Below are 18188 nucleotides of genomic sequence, written 5' to 3'. Positions count from 1 at the left end.
TTCCGATAGTTAAAAACAAGAAATTATCGTTATGGAATCTATGAAAAACATATATAAAGAAAGTTTATTTCAATCTATAAGTAAGGGTGAGGTAGTTCTTTGGGCAGGGGCAGGCTTGTCTTTGTATGCTGGTTTACCATCAGGAGCACGACTTAGAGAGATTCTATACGAAGGCTTAACTCCTTTAGAGAAAGAAGAAGTTAGAAAAAATTCAGACCTATCTCATTTAACAGATGAGATTTGTAAACTTAAAGGAAATAGGAATTATATTATCACGGTACTAACAAGTACTTTTACAAAAGATTTTTCATCAACAGAAACTCACAAAATTATTTCTAAAATACCTCATTTCAGGAATATAATAACAACTAACTATGATAGGTTATTTGAAAACGCATATGGTAATAAACTAAATCTAATTTTCTCTGACAGCCATACTCCGTATATAGATGATAAAAAGGTAAATCTTTTCAAAATACACGGTGATTTATCAGATCCTGATTCTATAATTATAACAAAATCTGATTATAATAGATTTTTTGAAAATGATACAGAACAAAATACTATTTGGAATATTATCAAAGGAATAGTTGCAACCAAGAGTATCCTATTATTGGATACAATTTAGAAGATTCCAATGTTGAAGTTATTTTTAATAAAATAAAGAATAAAACGGGGAAGAATGGTAAAGAATGCTATTTTGTAGCTCCTTATATTCCTCCTATCAAGTCAGTTAATTTAGAGAAAGCAAATATACATCCAATTTCTCTTACAGGAGAAAAGTTCTTTGAAGAGCTCATAGAATATCTAAGAAAGAATATCACAAAGAACTTTGAGAATAAATATATCTCATCTGATGTCTATTCCGAGTTCATAGGTAATTTTGATTTGAAATCGGAAATAGAAGTAGATTCATCAATAGGGAAAAATATTGTGAAAAATCTTACAGGAATAAAAGGAAAAGATACAAAAATAGAAATGACATTTTCTGTCAGTAAATCTTTTGATGAAATCAATAATAAAGTAAATAATTTAATAAGTATAGGAGATATTTCTGAAGAAATGACTATTGACAAAGAAATGTTAAGAGGTTTCAATCTTGATATAAATGGCATTAGTTATAGGAATATCGATGACATCAAAAGTATAAAATTTACCTTATTACCTTGTTTCGACAAAAAAATAGATGTCGTCTTTGAGAATGGAGAGGAAATTAATAATATAAATTTAAAAGTAATTTCTTTAGATATAATTGGAATAAAAGCAAAAGTAATAGCTCAGTTCTATGGAAATAAATTAGAAATCGTTTTTTATCCATCAACAAAAAGAGAAATAGAAACTATATTTTCTTATACAATATCAAAAGAAATTAGTAATATTTCCAAGCAAATACTTTTCTTTGAATTGATTAAGCATCTCTCAATGAGACAGCTTTTTTCAATTTATGTAGATGGAAAAAGAGCTTTTGAGGGAAGATTTGGGAAAGAGGCAAGTTTTCTATCCCCAAAGAATGAGTTCTATTTAACTTATTTTAAAAAACTAAAGGAAATTGAAAAGTTAGGTAATTTTCGCTTTTCTAATATTAATATCAATGATGTTACTCCTAAGAATTATAATCTTTTGGAGATAGTTATTGCAAAATTTAAAAATAAGTCTATTAAAAAAAGAAGTCCTCAGATTCTTCTAAAACCAAAAAGTTTTGATTACACAGCATACAAAAATAATTTTGATTTGAATTTTACTCAAAACTTAGGGGATATAGTTATTCACAATCAAACTTTTAAGATAGGAGAAATAACAACACAAATATCAGACGCTTTTATTTCAAATTATGAGGAAATAATAAGTGATAGAACAAAATCTCCTATTATCGAAAGTCGCTCTAAAAGAGCTTTAATAACATTTAATAATTTAAAACAGCATACGTAAAAAAACAGGGAGAATGAGAATATTAGCCTAAGAATATAGGGCTGAATTAGGTCTTATACGTAGTTATCGGGTTGTAAGAAACGGTGTAGTGCTGGGTCGTACAACCGTCCGTTCATATGTATAAAGCCTACCGTTTGCAGGTGCTCGTGCCCTGTAAAACCACGGTCTAATAGGGTGAGTTTATCTAAGGTATTACCTGCGCCATCTTCTACTTTTAGTACTTGTCCCCAAGGGTCAAAATGGCGTCTTTCTGCAATGTTACCCTCTTCATCGGTGAGCATTACAATGCTTCCGAGATAGTCGCGGTGCAAATATAGTTGTTATTTCCTTTTCTTCATATATTTTTCATATTCTTGAGAATTACACCAAAACCATTTTTTACGTTTAAGCCATACATCTGGTGTAACGCTTACATTTTTTTCAATAAAATGAATAGTAGCCATTGGCTCAACTTTATTTGTAGGATTATCGTGTGTATAACTTTTGTCAAGTATTGTTTTTAAGGTATCACCTGAAATAATATACCAATATTCAGAATGATACCAATAAGGATTAGGCCATATTTGGTCATTAACTGTCATCATTTTTATAGTATCTCCTGAAATTTTATAAAGACCATAAAATTCATTTACATTTTTTGATACAGTATAAGCATAATCTTCTGAGGTATAGTAGTACAAAGTATCATTATCTGCTAATAATTCCTTTTCAAAATTAGCCTTACTAATCATTCTCCAACTTGTAGCACAAATCCCATCAGGAAAAAATCTCATATACTTAGAAGAGCAATTTTTATTGCATTCTATAGATATAGAATCGCAGTAACAAATCTTATAAATTCCATTGAATTTCACAACAGAATTTTTGCTATAATCCGTATGAGGGTCGTAGCAATAGGAAAAGTTCTTGCTTACTCTCTTAGGAATATAATCGGCACAAGAGACAAGCAGTACGCAAGCAATTAATATTTTAAATATCTTTACCATAATGAATAAGGATTGTTAAAACCAGTGTAATTATAAAAGCCTTTCTTAAACTCATCATATCTATTAAAGAATTGAGTTCTAGCCCAAGGCACAAATTTATGAGTTACATTTTGTGTCCTATCTTGTACCATTGGGTGGCTATAACCAAAACGATAAATCGTAGAGCCAGCTCCTTTTACACCAATCCATAAAGGGCTTGAATAAGTTTGTCCTTCTTTCCAAGCTCCCATCGGTTTCCCTTTATAAGGCCTATTAGGTTTACCATTAAGCATTTTTCCATTATAATCAATTTCTGCTTTTTCTCCTACATCATTATTATATAAATTAGAACCTAATGTAAAGTTACCTACAGTCAGTTCAAAAGCATTTGAACGAAAACGATCGTGTCCATCGCCAAAAAAGTCATTTTCCAGACGGAAAGAAACATCTCTAAAATATAGTGAGACACCTCCTACCACCTGATTGTCAGCACTTGAATAATTAGTTCTAGTGTAACCTAAGCCCCAGCCTTTATATCTTGCGCTTGCTCCCCAACCAGAATAATCTCCTGCACTTCCACTTCCAATACCCCAGCCTAAAGATGCCGAAAAATCACCATTTGTATAATTTAAAGAAGTGTTCAATCCCAAACCTAATGTTCCACTACCAAATCCTAATCCTAAAGAAGCTGAAAAAGAAAAATTATTGGATATAGGAATATTAAAACTTGGTATAAAACTGTTAAATGTAGAGGATAACATATAATTCCCTGCAAAAGATAATCCACCAGAAAGACTTCCACCTGCTGCGAGACTAAATCCTCCCATTGTATAGTAACTTAACAAGGCAGTTCCAGCACCTAGTCCTCCTGATCCAACGGCATTCCAACCCCAATCTCCCGTTGTAATTCCGTGATAAACATAACCAAAAGCAAATCCTGCTACACCAACAATTAAATCATCTAGTAGAAATAGTTCCCCGTTTTGGTCAGTATAGAGTAGCGAATTATTCAAGCAGTACCCATACCTATTAAAGTTTTGAGTATTAAACGGGTCTTATACGTAGTTATCGGGTTGTAAGAAACGGTGTAGCGCAGGGTCGTATAACCGTCCGTTCATATGTATAAGTCCTACGGTTTGCAGGTGTTCGTGCCCTGTAAAGCCTCTATCTAAAAGGGTGAGCTTGTCTAAAGCATTACCTGCACCATCTTCTACTTTTAGTACTTGTCCCCAAGGGTCAAAATGGCGTCTTTCTGCAATGTTGCCGTCCTCATCGGTGAGCATTACAATACTTCCCAAATAATCTCTATGTAAGTAATAGAGTCTTTGCGCTTCACCGTCCGAAATGAGTATCGCAGGGGCACTATAGGCATCACCTCCTAAGTAAAATACAAACTTGGTGCTGTTATCGGTTTTATTACATACTATCTCTACACTACCATCGTGGCTGTAGTGTTTAAGCATTGGGCGTTTAGTTTTCTCTACTTCGGCATTGCCATAATAACAGTGTGAACGCTCGCCAAAGGCGTTATATTCAAAAGAAAATAAATTTTATTATTTTATTATTCTTAACATTTCTTTTTTTCTTTCATCATTTGGTACCCGTACTTGATGTGTATTGTATACATAGAAAACATAATCATACTTTTTACGCCTTTCGAGATTAGTTGCTATCAATATAAAACGCAAAGGATAGAAAAATGTTTCTCTTTGTTTTAATTCTTCTACTTTATCCTCTGAAATTTGTTCTCCTTTATAAACATAAGCAACTCTCTTACCTAATATAGCGATTTCTCCTGCATTTTGAGTATAAATTGTGTCTTTACTTTGCGCACCTACACAAAGATAGAAAAAAGAAAGTAATATTAAAAATAGCTTGTTCATATTATTTATTATTTTGATAACCAAAGAGTATTATAAAAAGGATATCTAAATATAGGAAGTCCTGTATTTATAGAGGTATATATTCCAAGTCGAGATTTCCACATCTCAAAAACGAAAATATTTTCCCTCCCTATTACATAAGAGTTCACATTTTGTACACTAGCCACTGCAAAATCACTTGAACTATGAGATTCTAAATAACCAGTTTTTACACTATTTGGATGAGTGTGAAATCTTCCTATTGCACTATTAGGCTTAGTTGATGGAGTATGAAAATCTTTTCCTCTTCCTAATGGAGAGTCTATTAATACATCATCATTAGCAATCCAACCTCCAAATTCTTTTTCTCTTGCGAAAGAACGTTGAGAAGCAACACTAATTTTCCTATATTGTTTATAACTCCATTCTCCTCCCCCCTTTTTATATTGATTATAAGAGTTTCTCATTTGAATATTATATAATCCATAAGATATAATTCCTCCCATAATACCTGAATAGAGTGCATTTTCAAAATTTTCTCCATATAGGAGTGAGTTTGTAAAACTACCACTCATACCTCCCATAAAAGCGCCTCCAAATCCTCCAATATAAGATCCTATTGCTCCTCCAACAAATCCACTTACCATTCCATTCAAAAAACCTTTAAAAATATTATTTCCTCCCATTGCTGAAAATCCAGCCCCTGAAATACCACCTCCTATTGAAGCTCCTAATAATGCACCATTAGAAGATAAAGAGCCTAATCCTATAGCAGAGGCTACAGAACCTCCCACATAAGCACTTAAAGCACCTATAGCTGCACCTCCTAATATATATCCCCAATTATCAGAATAATTCCATTTTATAGGATTAGCTTCTCCATTATTAGCTATTGTTCCTCCAGTATAGGCTCCTATTATTGCTGCTGCTCCAATGATCCACCATACAAACTCTCCATTCTCATCCACATACACTAATGGGTTATTCAAGCAGTACCCATACCTGTTAAAGTTTTGGGTGTTAAAAGGGTCTTGTACATAGTTATCAGGTTGTAAGAAACGGTGTAGCGCTGGGTCGTACAAGCGAGCATTCATATTGATAAGTCCTACGGTTTGCAGGTGTTCGTGCCCTGTAAAGCCTCTATCTAACAGAGTGAGTTTGTCTAAGGTATTGCCTGCACCGTCTTCTACTTTTAGTACTTGTCCCCAAGGGTCAAAGTGCCTTCTTTCGGCTATATTGCCGTCTTCATCGGTGAGCATTACAATGCTTCCGAGATAGTCGCGGTGTAGGTAATAGAGCTTTTGTGTCTCACCGTCCGAAATGAGTATCGCAGGAGCACTATAGGCATCACCTCCTAAGTAAAACACAAACTTGGTGCTGTTATCGGTTTTATTACATACTATCTCTACACTACCGTCGTGGCTGTAGTGTTTAAGCAGTGGGTGTTTGGCTTTTTCTACTTCGACATTGCCATAATAACAGTGTGAACGCTCACCAAAGGCGTTGTATTCATAGCTTATTCGCTCTTTATCCTTTACATATATCTGCTCTGGGGCTTTAAAAGCGTTATACCTTACAGTAGGTAGTGGGTATTTTTCTAAATACGTCTCACCTGCTTCATTAGTAGTGAGCTTTTGTTGTTGGTAGCTGTGTTAGAGATGTATCTACACCCCCATTGCACTGTGTTTTAGGTAAAATTCATGAAACTTAAAAACACTCTTTTCTTTCACTCTATCAAATATTTCTTCAATAGAAACGTCCTCTAATTCGTTTCTTTTACTTTTTAGCGATGAGAATTGACTTCTACAATAAAAAGGTAATTTTTTAACTAAAAGATTGTATACTTGCATAATTTCTACATTTAGTTCTCCTATTTCTTCTGGAGAAACTTTTTGTTCTTGGTTTGTAATCATTATATACTTGCTGAGAATTAAATAAATAGCTATACATTGTAATTTACTCAATTTTAAATGATACTTTTTAGCTTTTAAGTCTATTACCCACTGTTTTAAGGTACTTTCAGCAAAAGTACAATATTTTATAACTTCTCTACTCTTTACTCTTGAAAAATGTAGATATGCAAAAATAACTGTTAAGTATTTTAAAAAATCTTTTGTCATTTCAGTTTATTAGTTGAGTTGTATTGTGAATGTCTCTTATTATATGCTCACAACCTAATTTATCGAGTACTTCATCAATAGTATCAAAAAGCTGTCCATTTAAATCATTTTGGTTGTAATGTTCTACATAAGCATATTTTTTTTGATCTCTAAAAGAAACTTTTGATTCTAAATAACTATATATATCAGCTGTAAACCTAAATATCTCATCTCTCAATTCAAAAGCGGGAAAAGATTTTTCTCTTACGAAAAGTATAAATTTACTAAGTATTTCATACATAGCAATATACTCCAAATGGACAGTTGTTGTTCCCCAAAGAGACACTCTCATCCCTTCTCTGTGCATTTTTCTATTCAACAAACGTTTGGTATATAAGTAGTATCTCATTCTTTTTTCAAAAAAAGCAAAGTATGCTTCTTTCTCAACTTCATTACATCTGAGTATAGAGAGGTATATTTGCCTAAATATTACCACTAAAAACTTTAGTTCTTCTTTTGTCATACCACGTATTAAAACTTTATATTATAATAGTATTGTGGTTTATAACTAGGCTTAATAATAAAATTATTATCAAATCCTGTATTTACTCTAAAATAATATGGTTGGGTTGGAGAAGGACTAGGTACTAGTATATTCTTAGGAAGTACTAACTCTATAAAAGCTCCTTTCCCTGCTTGTCCAAAGTTCTGAATCCCTTTAAAATTGGGAGTTGCCTCAAAATCTGTCCCTATAAAGTTATAATCCGAAACTCTTGAAGGAGTTATAAATTCATTCTTTTTTATAGAATAAAGTCCTTCTGAGCTTGTATGATGTCTCACAACTATCTCTCCTTCTGAAATAATTCTTTCTCCTGTCCAAGGATTTAAATTATTTCTTGATGAGTATCTAAGAGAAGATGAAACACCTGATATAATACCCAAAGGAGCTCCTATCTTAGCTCCAAACATACCAGAATGATGGGCATAATTTAGATTACCTGTTCCCATATAGCCTACAACAAATCCACTAGCATATCCTCCAGCAAATCCTCTTATTAATCCATTTACCACTCCTTTTACAATAGGACTTGTAACTTTTAGGCCATTAATCATAAGATTAACTCCTTTATTTGCTAAACTACTTGCAGCTCCTCCCACAACACTTGACACAACACCAATTCCTGCTCCTAATGCTATATCTTCTGCCTTAGTAGCTCCTCCTAACCAAGCATTAGTAGCTCCAACTGCACCTCCTCCCCAAAGCCATCCTCGAAACTCTGGGTATAAAGCACCCCAACCTGCTAGTGCTCCTGCTCCAAAAGCTGCAAATCCTCTGCCAACTCCTCCCCAAAAACCGTGTCCTCCTAAATTTCCTTGTATTGCATTTACAGTCAAATTAATTATACCTCCGAAAACCGCAGCTACTATATCATCTACAAGAATATACTCTCCCGTAGGGTCTGTGTATAACAATGGATTGTTAAGCACATATCCATACCTATTAAAATTCTGAGTGTTAAAAAGATCTTGTACAAAGTTATCGGGTTGTAAGAAACGGTGTAGCGCAGGGTCATACAACCGTCCGTTCATATGTATAAAGCCTACCGTTTGCAGGTGCTCGTGCCCTGTAAAACCACGGTCTAATAGGGTGAGTTTGTCTAAGGTATTGCTTGCGCCGTCTTCTACTTTTATGGGTTGTCCCCAAGGGTCAAAATGTCTGCGCTCGGCTATATTGCCATCTATTTTCTATTTAGAGCACAAGAATTTTTGTAAATGCCAATTTGCATCTATTTTTTGATTAGTCTCTGGTGTATATTCTGTAGATAATCTTATTCCACAATGAAAATTAAGTTCAGGACTAAATTTATGCCAAAATATAAATCTTCTTTTTGTAAATATAAGTTTTACTAAAATAATTGTCTCTTTTTCTAAAGAAAAGTATAGACTCAGATCTACCCAAGTAAGAAATTTCTTATGTTTTTCTATTTTTCTTACTAATTCCTCCAAGCTAAGAAAGTTCTTTTCACTAAACAACTTATAATTCTCTCTTTATACCTCCCTAAATTTATCCGTTAGAGGCATAATATCTTCTTAAAATATCTGTAAATTTATATTTTTCACAAACACTTTTTAAGTAATTTTCAAATAAAATTGTTTCATCTTCTTCAATTAGAATTAATGCAGGTAAGTATTCTATTTCATCTAATAATTCAAACATTTGCTCTTTAGAAAAATCAAAAACTAACATTCTTGCACGAATAATAAGATTATGTATAGCTAAAATAGCTTTTTGTGTTTTTTCTCGTTGTACCATTTTACTATTTTTTAAAATAAATCTCGTTTATAGGTATTCCTCTATTGCCTTTGTTAACATAAATTGGAAGTAATTCTTTTATTTTTGTTAATTCATAAACATTATTAAACCTTTGCAAGTTCTCCATCGTACTAATATCTATAAATTTTTTATATGGGGATCTTAAGTTTTTAATAGGAACCTCAAAAGTTTTTCCAGAGTTGTCCATTACATTAATAGTTTCTTTCCCTAACATTTGAGCTGCTTTTGCTCTTCTAACTCCATCTGATATTTCGTACAAATGCTCTTGTCCATTCCAAGGATCAATATTATTCCTAATACTATATCTATATGCTGATACACCTCCACTAATAGCTCCTATAGGAGCTCCTGTTAGAGCTCCTTTCCATCCATATTCATGAGCCACCTCCCAATCTCCTGTTAATATTAATCCTGCTGAAAGACCAGCTGTATAACCTCCTACACTTCCCCCTATTACCCCTTTTATAGTGCCTTGTAATATAGGACTACTGACTTTCATCCCATTAATCAATATTCCTCCAATATATTTAGAACTAACATGTCCAACTGCTCCTCCCACAACACTTGACACAACACCAATTCCTGCTCCTAATGCTATATCTTCTGCCTTAGTAGCTCCTCCTAACCAAGCATTAGTAGCTCCAACTACACCTCCTCCCCAAAGCCATCCTCCAAACTCTGGGTATAAAGCACCCCAACCTGCTAGTGCTCCTGCTCCAAAAGCTGCAAATCCTCTGCCAACTCCTCCCCAAAAACCGTGTCCTCCTAAATTTCCTTGTATTGCATTTACAGTCAAATTAATTATACCTCCGAAAACCGCAGCTACTATATCATCTACAAGAATATACTCTCCCGTAGGGTCTGTGTATAACAATGGATTGTTAAGCACATATCCATACCTATTAAAATTCTGAGTGTTAAAAGGGTCTTGTACGTAGTTATCGGGTTGTAAGAAACGGTGTAGCGCTGGGTCGTATAACCGTCCGTTCATATGTATAAGTCCTATCGTTTGCAGGTGCTTGAACTATATATTCAAAAAATATTTTATGTAATCCAAAGTTCTAAATATTCTATAATATTCCATTTATTTTCTACTCTTTTTAATATATATGTCATACCTGATGCGCTACCTATTTTTCTTGCGATAATCACAGAAACAATACAATAATTGTTTTTTGCATCAAAAATAGGTTGAGATATACTTACCAAAGCCTTTTTTTGTTTTTTTTTCCATTTTAATTGCGATTTACAAGGTAGGCACCATTTTCCTAAGTATTTTTCATCTATTTCTTTTGCTACTTTTTCGAATTCATCTAAAATATTCAATGGAATATTAACTTCATTTTCATAATCTTTCCGTAAGAAAAATATTTTCTCTTTTTCACATTGGAGAAACTCTTTGTCAGGATTGTATTTTATCTCTTCAAATATAACTTTTAATATTTGAATCTCATCTTTCTGAGAATAAATTAGTGTAGAATATAAAAAAATATATATAAGTAATTTTTTTTTCATATCTTAAAAGATTAAAAAGGGTATCTAAATTTAGTATTGAATGTCCAAGGAAATCTCATATATCCTAGAGAATTAAAGAAATTTGGAAATTCTCTATATAATTCACGTATGGCTTGTTGATTAAATCCTCCTGCATTACCACTTCCTAAACTAAATTCAAAACTATAAGCATGATATTCTAATAAATCCATAAAATTTTTAGTCACAATTCCTGCAGATTGTCCTGCTAATGCAGTATACTGAGATAGATGAACTAACTCGTGTCCCATACAATAAAAGAGTTGTTTTGCACTAGAAAACGCTTGCCCACCGGTATTATAATAAATAGAAGCATTTCCAGTAATGATACCATTTGAGTATTGAGGAATAGTTACCGCTGCTGCGCCATTTTTATTCATCAGATTTATATATTTCGTAGGAACATTTTCAACACTATGATTGAGAAGGTTATTTGTTGGAGCATCTGGATACCAAGCTTCTTGTGCTCTTTTTATAAAATCATCAGTCATAGGAACAGCCTCATTACTATCATTTATACCTAATAGAGAATTTCCTTTCCTAAAAGCTCTAAGTTGTCTAAGATTTCTTATTCCACTAAATGAGACATTTATAGCACCCCCTATAAATCCACTTGTGGTTCCCATATTAACACCTGAATAAATTCCTTGTAAAAAAGAGTTCCCATTGATCCAAGAGTTTCCTGCTCCACTTATAAAGCCACTTGAAAAACCAGCAGAGAAGCCAGAAGCAAAACTACTAAAAAGACTCGAAGATACAGCTGTTCCTGACATAAACCCTCCTGCAAACGTACCTCCAGCCAATGAAGCACTCACTCCAGAACCTATACCAGCCCCCACAGCCCCTGCCACGGCTCCTACTGCGAAATAGCCAAGTCCTTTAGCATCAAGACGTGCACCATTGAAAGCCCAATTTAGTATTCCTCCTACAACAGCTCCTATTATTAAATGAAAGAACTCCCCATTCTCGTCCACATACACCAGCGGGTTATTCAAGCAGTACCCATACCTATTAAAGTTCTGCGTGTTAAAAGGGTCTTGTACATAATTGTCGGGTTGTAAGAAACGGTGTAGCGCTGGGTCGTATAACCGTCCGTTCATATGTACCAAGCCTACCGTTTGCAGGTGCTCGTGTCCCGTAAAGCCTCTATCTAATAAAGTTAAACCTTGTAACACTTTTCCCGCTCCGTCTTCCACTTTTATGGGGTGTCCCCAAGGGTCAAAATGGCGTCTTTCAGCGATGTTACCCTCTTCATCAGTAAGCATTACTATAGAGCCTAAGTAATCTCTATGTAAGTAATAGAGCTTTTGTGTCTCACCGTCCGAAATGAGTATCGCAGGGGCACTATACGCGTCACCTCCTAAGTAAAGTATAAACTTGGTGCTGTTATCGGTTTTGTTACATACTATCTCTACACTACCGTCGTGGCTGTAGTGTTTAAGCAGTGGGCGTTTGGCTTTTTCTACTTCAGTATTGCCATAATAGCAGTGCGAACGCTCGCCAAAGACGTTGTACTTAATTTTACTTCTTTTCTATAAACCAAGAAGGTACTATCTTATCAAAACAGCAATTTACAAATTTTTCCCATCCATACATTTCTATCCCATTCCAAAAATTACTAATCACATATAAATTATTGTCCTTAATACAAATATAATGACTTAATATTCCCATAGAAAACATAAAATCAAACTTCTTATCAAAAAGAAGCTTTGCAAATTCAATTTCTCGAGGATGTGATTTATATGCTCTTGAGTTTGAAACAAATCTTGCATCTCCTGTTGCAATCAATTCACCTTTACTATCAGTAATATAAGCATAGGTTTGTAAATATTTTTTATTTTTCTTAAAAAGTCCTTGAAGTTTAATATCATAATAATTTGGTTTCAAAAATTGCAAAAAAGAACCATTCAAATATTCCTCTTTATCTGCTTTGTAATTAGGTATGCCAAATAAAGTATTATTAGAAAGAAATATGTGGAACTGTTTAATTTCTTCTGTTTCATTTACTATCTTAGCTTTTCTCACAAGATACTCTATTCTATCCTCTAACTCTTTAAACTCATTTTTGATATGTAACCTATCAATCATATTGATAGTATCTTGAGAGTACAAAAAACCTTGAGAATAAATAATTATTATAAAAATTATACCTCTGTAATGCATATTATCATTTAAACTTTTCTGAACTATTTAACCAACTACAATCTTTTATTTCTGATAAAGGAGTAGATATTAATTTTTCATTATCATCAGACAAATATATTACAATTATTTCACTATCCTTATAACAAAAATACATTGGATTGATAGTAGGGCTATCTATATTATAGAAAATGTATTCAGGTTTTAAATAAGTGAAAAAGTCAATATACAAATATTCTTTATAATATACAGAATTGAAGTTTTTCAGCACTCTATCTTTTTCTGTAGTTGCTAAAATACAATTTTCCTCATCATAGATGTAACACTTGAAAGGTTTATTTCTACTCAGTGAAAGGTATTCTAATAAATCAGTACTTGAACATTCTTTATTTTTTTCTGTCTGATATTGAAAAAACACTATAAAGTAAGCTAATGCCCCGATTGTTGTTCCTTTAGATATTCCTAACTTCTTTTTAGATGATTCTATAGCTTTTTGCTCTATTTTCTTTAGATCATACTTTGCAACTTTTGAAAGAATATTTTGTGATATTCCTTCAACAGTATAACAAAACAATAATATTATAAAAAAAATCTTTTTCATAATTTATCAAATAACCCTTCTGATGCGTTTAACCAATCACAATCTTCTATATCAGATAGTGGCGTACAAATTATCTTTTCATTATTATCTGATAAATACACTATAAATATTTCATTGTCTTTATAACAAAGATACATTGTGTTTTTTGTACGACTGTCTAAGTTTAAAAATATGTATTGAGGTTTAAATTCAGTAAAAAACTTTATATATAAATACTCTTTAAAATAATCAGGACTGTATTCTTTAAAAACATTTCCTCTATAGGTTGTTTTTGCTAATATCACATAATTATTTCTGTTATAGACAAAACCGATAGGATTAGTTTCTAATTTTAGGTATTTAAGCAATTCATTACTTGAACAAGGATTCCCTTTTCTCATATGTTCAGAAAAAGTAACTACAAAATAATGAATTGTACCTACTGAAAGCTCTTTAGGTAATCGCAATTTCTGTTTTGCTCTTCTTATAGCTCTTAGTTCTACTTCTTTTAAATCATATCTTTTAAGATCTGAAAGGATTCTTTGCGCTTGCCCTTCTATAGTATAAAAAACACAGAAAAGTACTATTAAAAATGTTTTTTTCATAATAACAAGATTAAGGTCTGGGTTGTATTCTAAATATATATTGCATAGAATTAGTTCCAACAGTCCTATAAGCTCCAATAGCAGGATCCATAACTTGATAAATCACTTTATAATAAAGACTTCCGGATATTCTTTGGTAAGTTCTAAGTAACACGCTATTTAATGCTGTTGCGTGAGTAATACCTTCCTCTGCACTTTTAGATATTAAATAAAAATGACTACCTCTATTCATCATTCCAGCTACGTATTCTGCACCAAGTTTATCTTTAGGTAAAAAATTATTAAAACGGATAACATTTCTACCTGTTACATTTTTAATTGCATCATTAAAACTATTAAGATTTACAGGATTTATATCAGGATCTCCGTGTAGAATATTACGATATCTTGTTTGTGATATACCTGTTGTAGATTCTCCGGTAGCAGGTGCACAGTTGTACTTTCCTTGTTGTTTTACTAAAGGTAACTGTTGGTTTGCTAAGTATTTTTCATCTAAAAGTGTAGCTCCATCCCAAAAACGTCTTCCGTCAATAGCGGCATCTATACCTCCTGAGAGACCTCCTATAACACCTCCCATTGCCATTCCTATCAATCCATTAGTTATACCACTACCTAAGGCTTGTCCGATATTTTGTCCTCCTACTAATCCATTACCAAATCCTCCTACAAATCCAGCACCTAAGCCAGAGGCTGCCCCTATAGCAGCACCATTTATAAAACTCGAAGAAACCGCCACTGAGGTACTCATAAACCCTCCTGCAAACGTACCTCCAGCCAATGAAGCACTCACTCCAGAACCTATACCAGCCCCCACAGCCCCTGCCACAGCTCCTACTGCAAAATAGCCAAGTCCTTTAGCATCAAGACGTGCACCATTTGAGATCCAATTTATCACTCCTCCTACAATAGCTCCTATTATTAAATGCCAAAACTCCCCATTCTCATCTACATACACCAGCGGGTTGTTCAAACAATAGCCATACCTATTAAAGTTTTGGGTGTTAAAAGGGTCTTGTACAAAGTTGTCGGGTTGTAAGAAGCGGTGTGGCGCAGGGTCGTACAACCGTCCGTTCATATGTATAAGCCCTACCGTTTGCAGGTGTTCGTGTCCTGTAAAGCCTCGGTCTAATAGGGTGAGTTTGTCTAAGGTATTGCCTGCGCCGTCTTCCACTTTTATGGGTTGTCCCCAAGGGTCAAAGTGTCTTCTTTCAGCGATATTGCCGTCCTCATCGGTGAGCATTACTATAGAGCCTAAGTAATCTCTATGTAGGTAATAGAGCTTTTGTGTCTCACCGTCCGAAATGAGTATCGCAGGGGCACTATAGGCGTCACCGCCTAAGTAAAACACAAACTTGGTGCTGTTATCGGTTTTGTTACATACTATCTCTACACTACCGTCGTGGCTGTAGTGTTTAAGCAGTGGGCGTTTGGCTTTCTCTACTTCGGCATTGCCGTAATAGCAGTGTGAACGTTCGCCAAAGGCGTTGTATTCATAGCTTATTCGCTCTTTATCCTTTACATATATCTGCTCAGGAACTTTGAAAGCGTTATACCTTATAACGGGCAAAGGGTGTTTTTCTAAATATGTCTCGCCTGCTTCGTTGGTGGTAAGTTTTTGCTGTTGGTAGCCATTACGCGTGTATTCATAGGTACCTATGGCACTGTTTTCGGTAATGCGACCCCGTTCGTCGTATTGGTGGGTGGCATTGCCCCAGCGGGTGAGGCGGTCGGTGGTGTCATACGCAAATTCTTCTTTTTGGTTATAAAAACTATAAGTGCGATGATTCAGCAGTCCTCGTTGTGGGTTGAAATCGTATTGCAATACATTTAGTAGAGTATCTTCTCGTTGTACAGTTTGTGTTTTAGGGAAATGACTGTTGTACTGCAAATTCTCTTGGGTCTTTCCTTTGTAAAGGCTCAGCGGTTGTCCGTATTCGTTACTTGCGCTCAGTTTCCAAAGGGTCGCTCCGCTCGGTGTTTTCATTTCTATGAGTTCCCCATTCTCGTAGCGGTATTGCACGGCACTGCTCACACGCTTGCCTGCCGTTTGGGCGGTAGTAGTCTCTTGTTGCACACGTCCAAAGGCATCATAAGTATAGTTTTTAGTAAATACCGCTTGCGGGTTGGTTTCGGTAGTTTGAACCAATTGTTTGAGTCCATTATACTCATAGCGGTAACTGTCGTTATTGCCGTCTTTATTTTGGTTGTCTATTTGGGTGAGCAGTTTGTCGGCGTTATAAGTATAGCGTATGTGCATATCGGTATAATCGCCCGTAATATGTTTTTCGGTGAGGCGGTCGGTGCCTTGCCCATAGCTAAAGGTGGTCTTACCCTTAGGGGTAGTCTCTTCGGTGAGGTTGCCCCACGTATCGTATTGATAGGTGTAGCGCCCTGCTGAGGGGTCTGTGAGGCTCGTTTTGCGTCCCCAGCCGTCTTGGGTTATCTTTTGTATGGCACCTCCATAGTCGGCTGTTTTCAGGCTACCATTGGCAAAGTAGGTATAGCGCACAGTACCACCCGTGTCTTGGTGTTCTACAATGTTACCTTGGGCATCGCGAGTGCTTACAATTTGTTGCTGTCCGTCATCAGCGGTTGTTTTGAGTTTGTCGTAGGTAAAACGGGTTATTTTACCTTCGGGACTGGTGATAGTGGTAGGTCGCCCATACACATCGTATTCTGTCCTCTTCACCTTTTGAGAAGCACCTCTTGTGGGGTGAGGTGTGCTTACAGCTACTTGTTGCCCTATACCGTCGTACTCGTAGCTAACTGCATAGTGGTTGTTAAAAGCATCGTTGCTTTCTTTTTCTAACAACCAGCCTAAAGTGTTATAGCTCTCTGCACTGTAAGCACCTTCTTCGTTTTCTGTAATGATCTTAAAAATACCTCCATCTAATTAGCTACAACTCTCCCTTTTTCTAATATTTCCCTTACTATATCCGCACTAAAAAATAAGAAAAACATACTTATCAAAAAAAATAGAATAGTTAGTATTATGGAAGCTGTTTTACTACCAAAAAACTTAGGTTTTTCTTTTTCAACAATTCTTTTTCCCTTACCACTTTTGTAATACTTAAAGTAAAACAAAAGCATCAGAAGTGCTGTTATACTTACCATTTCAAAAGTACTTAAAGTATAACCGAAAAAAAATGCCAGTCCCATATCAAGTGAAAAGTTGACTATAAAAGCAGATATAGCTCCTAATGCCCAAACAGTGTTTGAATGTGGGTAATCATCAGGGAGAACCTTTGCATAAAAAAGAAAAATATAATAATAAAAAACGTCCATCATTTGCCATAATTATTAATTACCATTGTCCATTATTTGGTGATAGGGTATCCACATAGGTCTTATAATTCTCTTCATCAAAACAAACAAAAAATACTTGTTCAATAATGCTATCTTTCTCAAGAAATTCTAACACTGACTTTATGGCTATTTGAGCCGCTTTCTCTTTAGGAAATTTATACCTTCCTGTGCTAATATTCGGAAAAGATACACTCTTAATACCATTTTCTGAAGCTAGCTTGAGACAATTTTTGTAGGTAAGAGACAACAACTTCTCTTCCTCATTGTTTCCTCCTTTCCAAACAGGACCAACTGTATGAATCACACATTTAGCAGGAAGGTTTCCTGCAGTTGTTAAAACTGCTTCTGTGATTTTACAACCTCCTTGCTTGTCCCTTATCTTTTCACACTCTTGCGTTAATGATTTGCCTCCTGCTCTATGTATTGCTCCATCAACGCCACTTCCTCCAAGTAAAGATGTATTTGCAGCATTTACAATAGCCTCTACCCTAATTTTTGTGATATCTCCTTTTATAACCTCAATTGGAATCATATTTACAAATTATAATAGTTTTAACAAAGAAGCTAATACTTCATTTTGCTTATCTTTTTCATTGGAGTCTAAAAGAATATTTAGTATAACATCTTCTGTTTTATAATCTACTAAAAGAACTCCTAACCATTCTTTCTCCCAAAAATCAATTACTCCTCCTTTTGTTGATGATTCTAAAACTACTTGATTTAAAGCCCCAAAATCCCCTTCTTCATACAGCCTATAAGTAATATCATAACCTGAAAGATATGTGGCAATATTCTTTTTAAACCATTCTATTTTTTTTTGATTTTTCAT

General features: G+C 34.4%; 22 protein-coding genes. 2 read left to right on the top strand and 20 right to left on the bottom strand.

Translation table 11 applies throughout. The features are described 5' to 3' along the window. Positions 1-40 precede the first annotated feature (40 nt). Positions 41-628 (top strand): SIR2 family protein, encoded by a 588-nt coding sequence (locus HW278_RS12360; RefSeq protein ID WP_255493701.1) that lies wholly within the window; start codon positions 41-43, stop codon positions 626-628. Beyond that, the gene (locus tag HW278_RS02100) at positions 568-1929 is read left to right on the top strand and encodes a hypothetical protein (RefSeq protein ID WP_255493700.1); all 1362 of its coding nucleotides are present in this window, start codon (positions 568-570) and stop codon (positions 1927-1929) included. The genes HW278_RS12360 and HW278_RS02100 overlap by 61 nt, the downstream gene beginning before the upstream one ends. Positions 1930-1982: 53 nt before the next feature. Here HW278_RS02100 and HW278_RS02095 read toward each other — a convergent pair whose 3' ends face one another. The 20 genes from HW278_RS02095 to HW278_RS02000 form a co-directional block, all read right to left on the bottom strand. Then, positions 1983-2240 (bottom strand): RHS repeat domain-containing protein, encoded by a 258-nt coding sequence (locus HW278_RS02095; protein ID WP_255493699.1) that lies wholly within the window; start codon positions 2238-2240, stop codon positions 1983-1985. A 9-nt stretch (positions 2241-2249) separates the two neighbouring features. After that, positions 2250-2915 (bottom strand): hypothetical protein, encoded by a 666-nt coding sequence (locus HW278_RS02090; RefSeq protein WP_178976783.1) that lies wholly within the window; start codon positions 2913-2915, stop codon positions 2250-2252. Then, the gene (locus HW278_RS02085; RefSeq protein ID WP_255493698.1) at positions 2909-3907 is read right to left on the bottom strand and encodes a polymorphic toxin type 23 domain-containing protein; all 999 of its coding nucleotides are present in this window, start codon (positions 3905-3907) and stop codon (positions 2909-2911) included. The genes HW278_RS02090 and HW278_RS02085 overlap by 7 nt, the downstream gene beginning before the upstream one ends. A gap of 42 nt (positions 3908-3949) precedes the next feature. Beyond that, positions 3950-4357, bottom strand: a complete 408-nt coding sequence (locus HW278_RS12355; protein ID WP_255493697.1) for an RHS repeat domain-containing protein — start codon at positions 4355-4357, stop codon at positions 3950-3952. A gap of 90 nt (positions 4358-4447) precedes the next feature. Then, positions 4448-4777 carry a hypothetical protein gene (locus HW278_RS02075; protein ID WP_178976782.1) on the bottom strand — a complete coding sequence of 110 codons (330 nt, stop codon included), beginning with the start codon at positions 4775-4777 and terminating at the stop codon, positions 4448-4450. Positions 4778-4785: 8 nt separating this feature from the next. Beyond that, complete coding sequence (locus HW278_RS12350; RefSeq protein ID WP_255493695.1) at positions 4786-6123, bottom strand: RHS repeat domain-containing protein; 1338 nt, start codon at positions 6121-6123, stop codon at positions 4786-4788. 297 nt (positions 6124-6420) lie between these two features. After that, on the bottom strand, positions 6421-6876 hold the full coding sequence (locus tag HW278_RS02065; RefSeq protein ID WP_178976773.1) for a hypothetical protein: 456 nt from the start codon (positions 6874-6876) through the stop codon (positions 6421-6423). A gap of 1 nt (position 6877) precedes the next feature. Next, positions 6878-7378, bottom strand: a complete 501-nt coding sequence (locus HW278_RS02060; RefSeq protein ID WP_178976772.1) for a hypothetical protein — start codon at positions 7376-7378, stop codon at positions 6878-6880. 8 nt (positions 7379-7386) lie between these two features. Continuing rightward, a complete protein-coding gene (locus HW278_RS02055; protein ID WP_410493732.1) occupies positions 7387-8547 on the bottom strand; it encodes an RHS repeat domain-containing protein in 1161 nt (386 codons plus the stop codon). Positions 8548-8920: 373 nt separating this feature from the next. Continuing rightward, positions 8921-9169, bottom strand: a complete 249-nt coding sequence (locus HW278_RS02050; protein WP_178976781.1) for a GTP-binding protein EngB — start codon at positions 9167-9169, stop codon at positions 8921-8923. A 4-nt stretch (positions 9170-9173) separates the two neighbouring features. After that, positions 9174-10181 (bottom strand): RHS repeat-associated core domain-containing protein, encoded by a 1008-nt coding sequence (locus HW278_RS02045; RefSeq protein ID WP_178976780.1) that lies wholly within the window; start codon positions 10179-10181, stop codon positions 9174-9176. Positions 10182-10234: 53 nt separating this feature from the next. Further along, positions 10235-10705 carry a hypothetical protein gene (locus tag HW278_RS02040; RefSeq protein WP_053580816.1) on the bottom strand — a complete coding sequence of 157 codons (471 nt, stop codon included), beginning with the start codon at positions 10703-10705 and terminating at the stop codon, positions 10235-10237. 11 nt (positions 10706-10716) lie between these two features. Further along, entirely contained in the window at positions 10717-11988 is a 1272-nt protein-coding gene (locus HW278_RS12345) for an RHS repeat domain-containing protein (RefSeq protein WP_255493694.1), read from the bottom strand. Positions 11989-12244: 256 nt separating this feature from the next. Further along, positions 12245-12814, bottom strand: coding sequence for a hypothetical protein (locus HW278_RS02030; RefSeq protein ID WP_178957580.1), 570 nt, complete (start codon positions 12812-12814; stop codon positions 12245-12247). Between the two features lie 79 nt (positions 12815-12893). Then, on the bottom strand, positions 12894-13469 hold the full coding sequence (locus HW278_RS02025) for a hypothetical protein (RefSeq protein WP_178957579.1): 576 nt from the start codon (positions 13467-13469) through the stop codon (positions 12894-12896). Then, complete coding sequence (locus HW278_RS02020; protein ID WP_178957578.1) at positions 13466-14053, bottom strand: hypothetical protein; 588 nt, start codon at positions 14051-14053, stop codon at positions 13466-13468. The genes HW278_RS02025 and HW278_RS02020 overlap by 4 nt, the downstream gene beginning before the upstream one ends. Before the next feature lie 10 nt (positions 14054-14063). Further along, complete coding sequence (locus HW278_RS02015) at positions 14064-16865, bottom strand: RHS repeat domain-containing protein (protein WP_255493693.1); 2802 nt, start codon at positions 16863-16865, stop codon at positions 14064-14066. Between the two features lie 77 nt (positions 16866-16942). Continuing rightward, positions 16943-17341 carry a hypothetical protein gene (locus HW278_RS12340; protein WP_255493692.1) on the bottom strand — a complete coding sequence of 133 codons (399 nt, stop codon included), beginning with the start codon at positions 17339-17341 and terminating at the stop codon, positions 16943-16945. 16 nt (positions 17342-17357) lie between these two features. Beyond that, the gene (locus tag HW278_RS02005; RefSeq protein WP_178976779.1) at positions 17358-17891 is read right to left on the bottom strand and encodes an O-acetyl-ADP-ribose deacetylase; all 534 of its coding nucleotides are present in this window, start codon (positions 17889-17891) and stop codon (positions 17358-17360) included. Positions 17892-17900: 9 nt separating this feature from the next. Further along, entirely contained in the window at positions 17901-18188 is a 288-nt protein-coding gene (locus HW278_RS02000; RefSeq protein WP_178976778.1) for a hypothetical protein, read from the bottom strand.

Source organism: Capnocytophaga sp. oral taxon 902, from assembly GCF_013394735.1.
In the GTDB taxonomy this organism is placed as follows: Bacteria; Bacteroidota; Bacteroidia; order Flavobacteriales; family Flavobacteriaceae; genus Capnocytophaga; species Capnocytophaga ochracea.
This window is presented reverse-complemented; position numbering and strand designations above follow the sequence as displayed.

Coding starts and splice junctions, on each gene's coding strand:
- HW278_RS02045 (WP_178976780.1), bottom strand. CDS start 10,181: ATGAACGGACGGTTATACGACCCAGCGCTACACCGTTTCTTACAACCC.
- HW278_RS02050 (WP_178976781.1), bottom strand. CDS start 9,169: ATGGTACAACGAGAAAAAACACAAAAAGCTATTTTAGCTATACATAAT.
- HW278_RS02040 (WP_053580816.1), bottom strand. CDS start 10,705: ATGAAAAAAAAATTACTTATATATATTTTTTTATATTCTACACTAATT.
- HW278_RS12360 (WP_255493701.1), top strand. CDS start 41: ATGAAAAACATATATAAAGAAAGTTTATTTCAATCTATAAGTAAGGGT.
- HW278_RS12345 (WP_255493694.1), bottom strand. CDS start 11,988: ATGCTTACTGATGAAGAGGGTAACATCGCTGAAAGACGCCATTTTGAC.
- HW278_RS02075 (WP_178976782.1), bottom strand. CDS start 4,777: ATGAACAAGCTATTTTTAATATTACTTTCTTTTTTCTATCTTTGTGTA.
- HW278_RS02025 (WP_178957579.1), bottom strand. CDS start 13,469: ATGAAAAAGATTTTTTTTATAATATTATTGTTTTGTTATACTGTTGAA.
- HW278_RS12340 (WP_255493692.1), bottom strand. CDS start 17,341: ATGATGGACGTTTTTTATTATTATATTTTTCTTTTTTATGCAAAGGTT.
- HW278_RS02020 (WP_178957578.1), bottom strand. CDS start 14,053: ATGAAAAAAACATTTTTAATAGTACTTTTCTGTGTTTTTTATACTATA.
- HW278_RS02065 (WP_178976773.1), bottom strand. CDS start 6,876: ATGACAAAAGATTTTTTAAAATACTTAACAGTTATTTTTGCATATCTA.
- HW278_RS02000 (WP_178976778.1), bottom strand. CDS start 18,188: ATGAAAAATCAAAAAAAAATAGAATGGTTTAAAAAGAATATTGCCACA.
- HW278_RS02005 (WP_178976779.1), bottom strand. CDS start 17,891: ATGATTCCAATTGAGGTTATAAAAGGAGATATCACAAAAATTAGGGTA.
- HW278_RS12355 (WP_255493697.1), bottom strand. CDS start 4,357: ATGCTTAAACACTACAGCCACGATGGTAGTGTAGAGATAGTATGTAAT.
- HW278_RS02030 (WP_178957580.1), bottom strand. CDS start 12,814: ATGATTGATAGGTTACATATCAAAAATGAGTTTAAAGAGTTAGAGGAT.
- HW278_RS02090 (WP_178976783.1), bottom strand. CDS start 2,915: ATGGTAAAGATATTTAAAATATTAATTGCTTGCGTACTGCTTGTCTCT.
- HW278_RS02060 (WP_178976772.1), bottom strand. CDS start 7,378: ATGACAAAAGAAGAACTAAAGTTTTTAGTGGTAATATTTAGGCAAATA.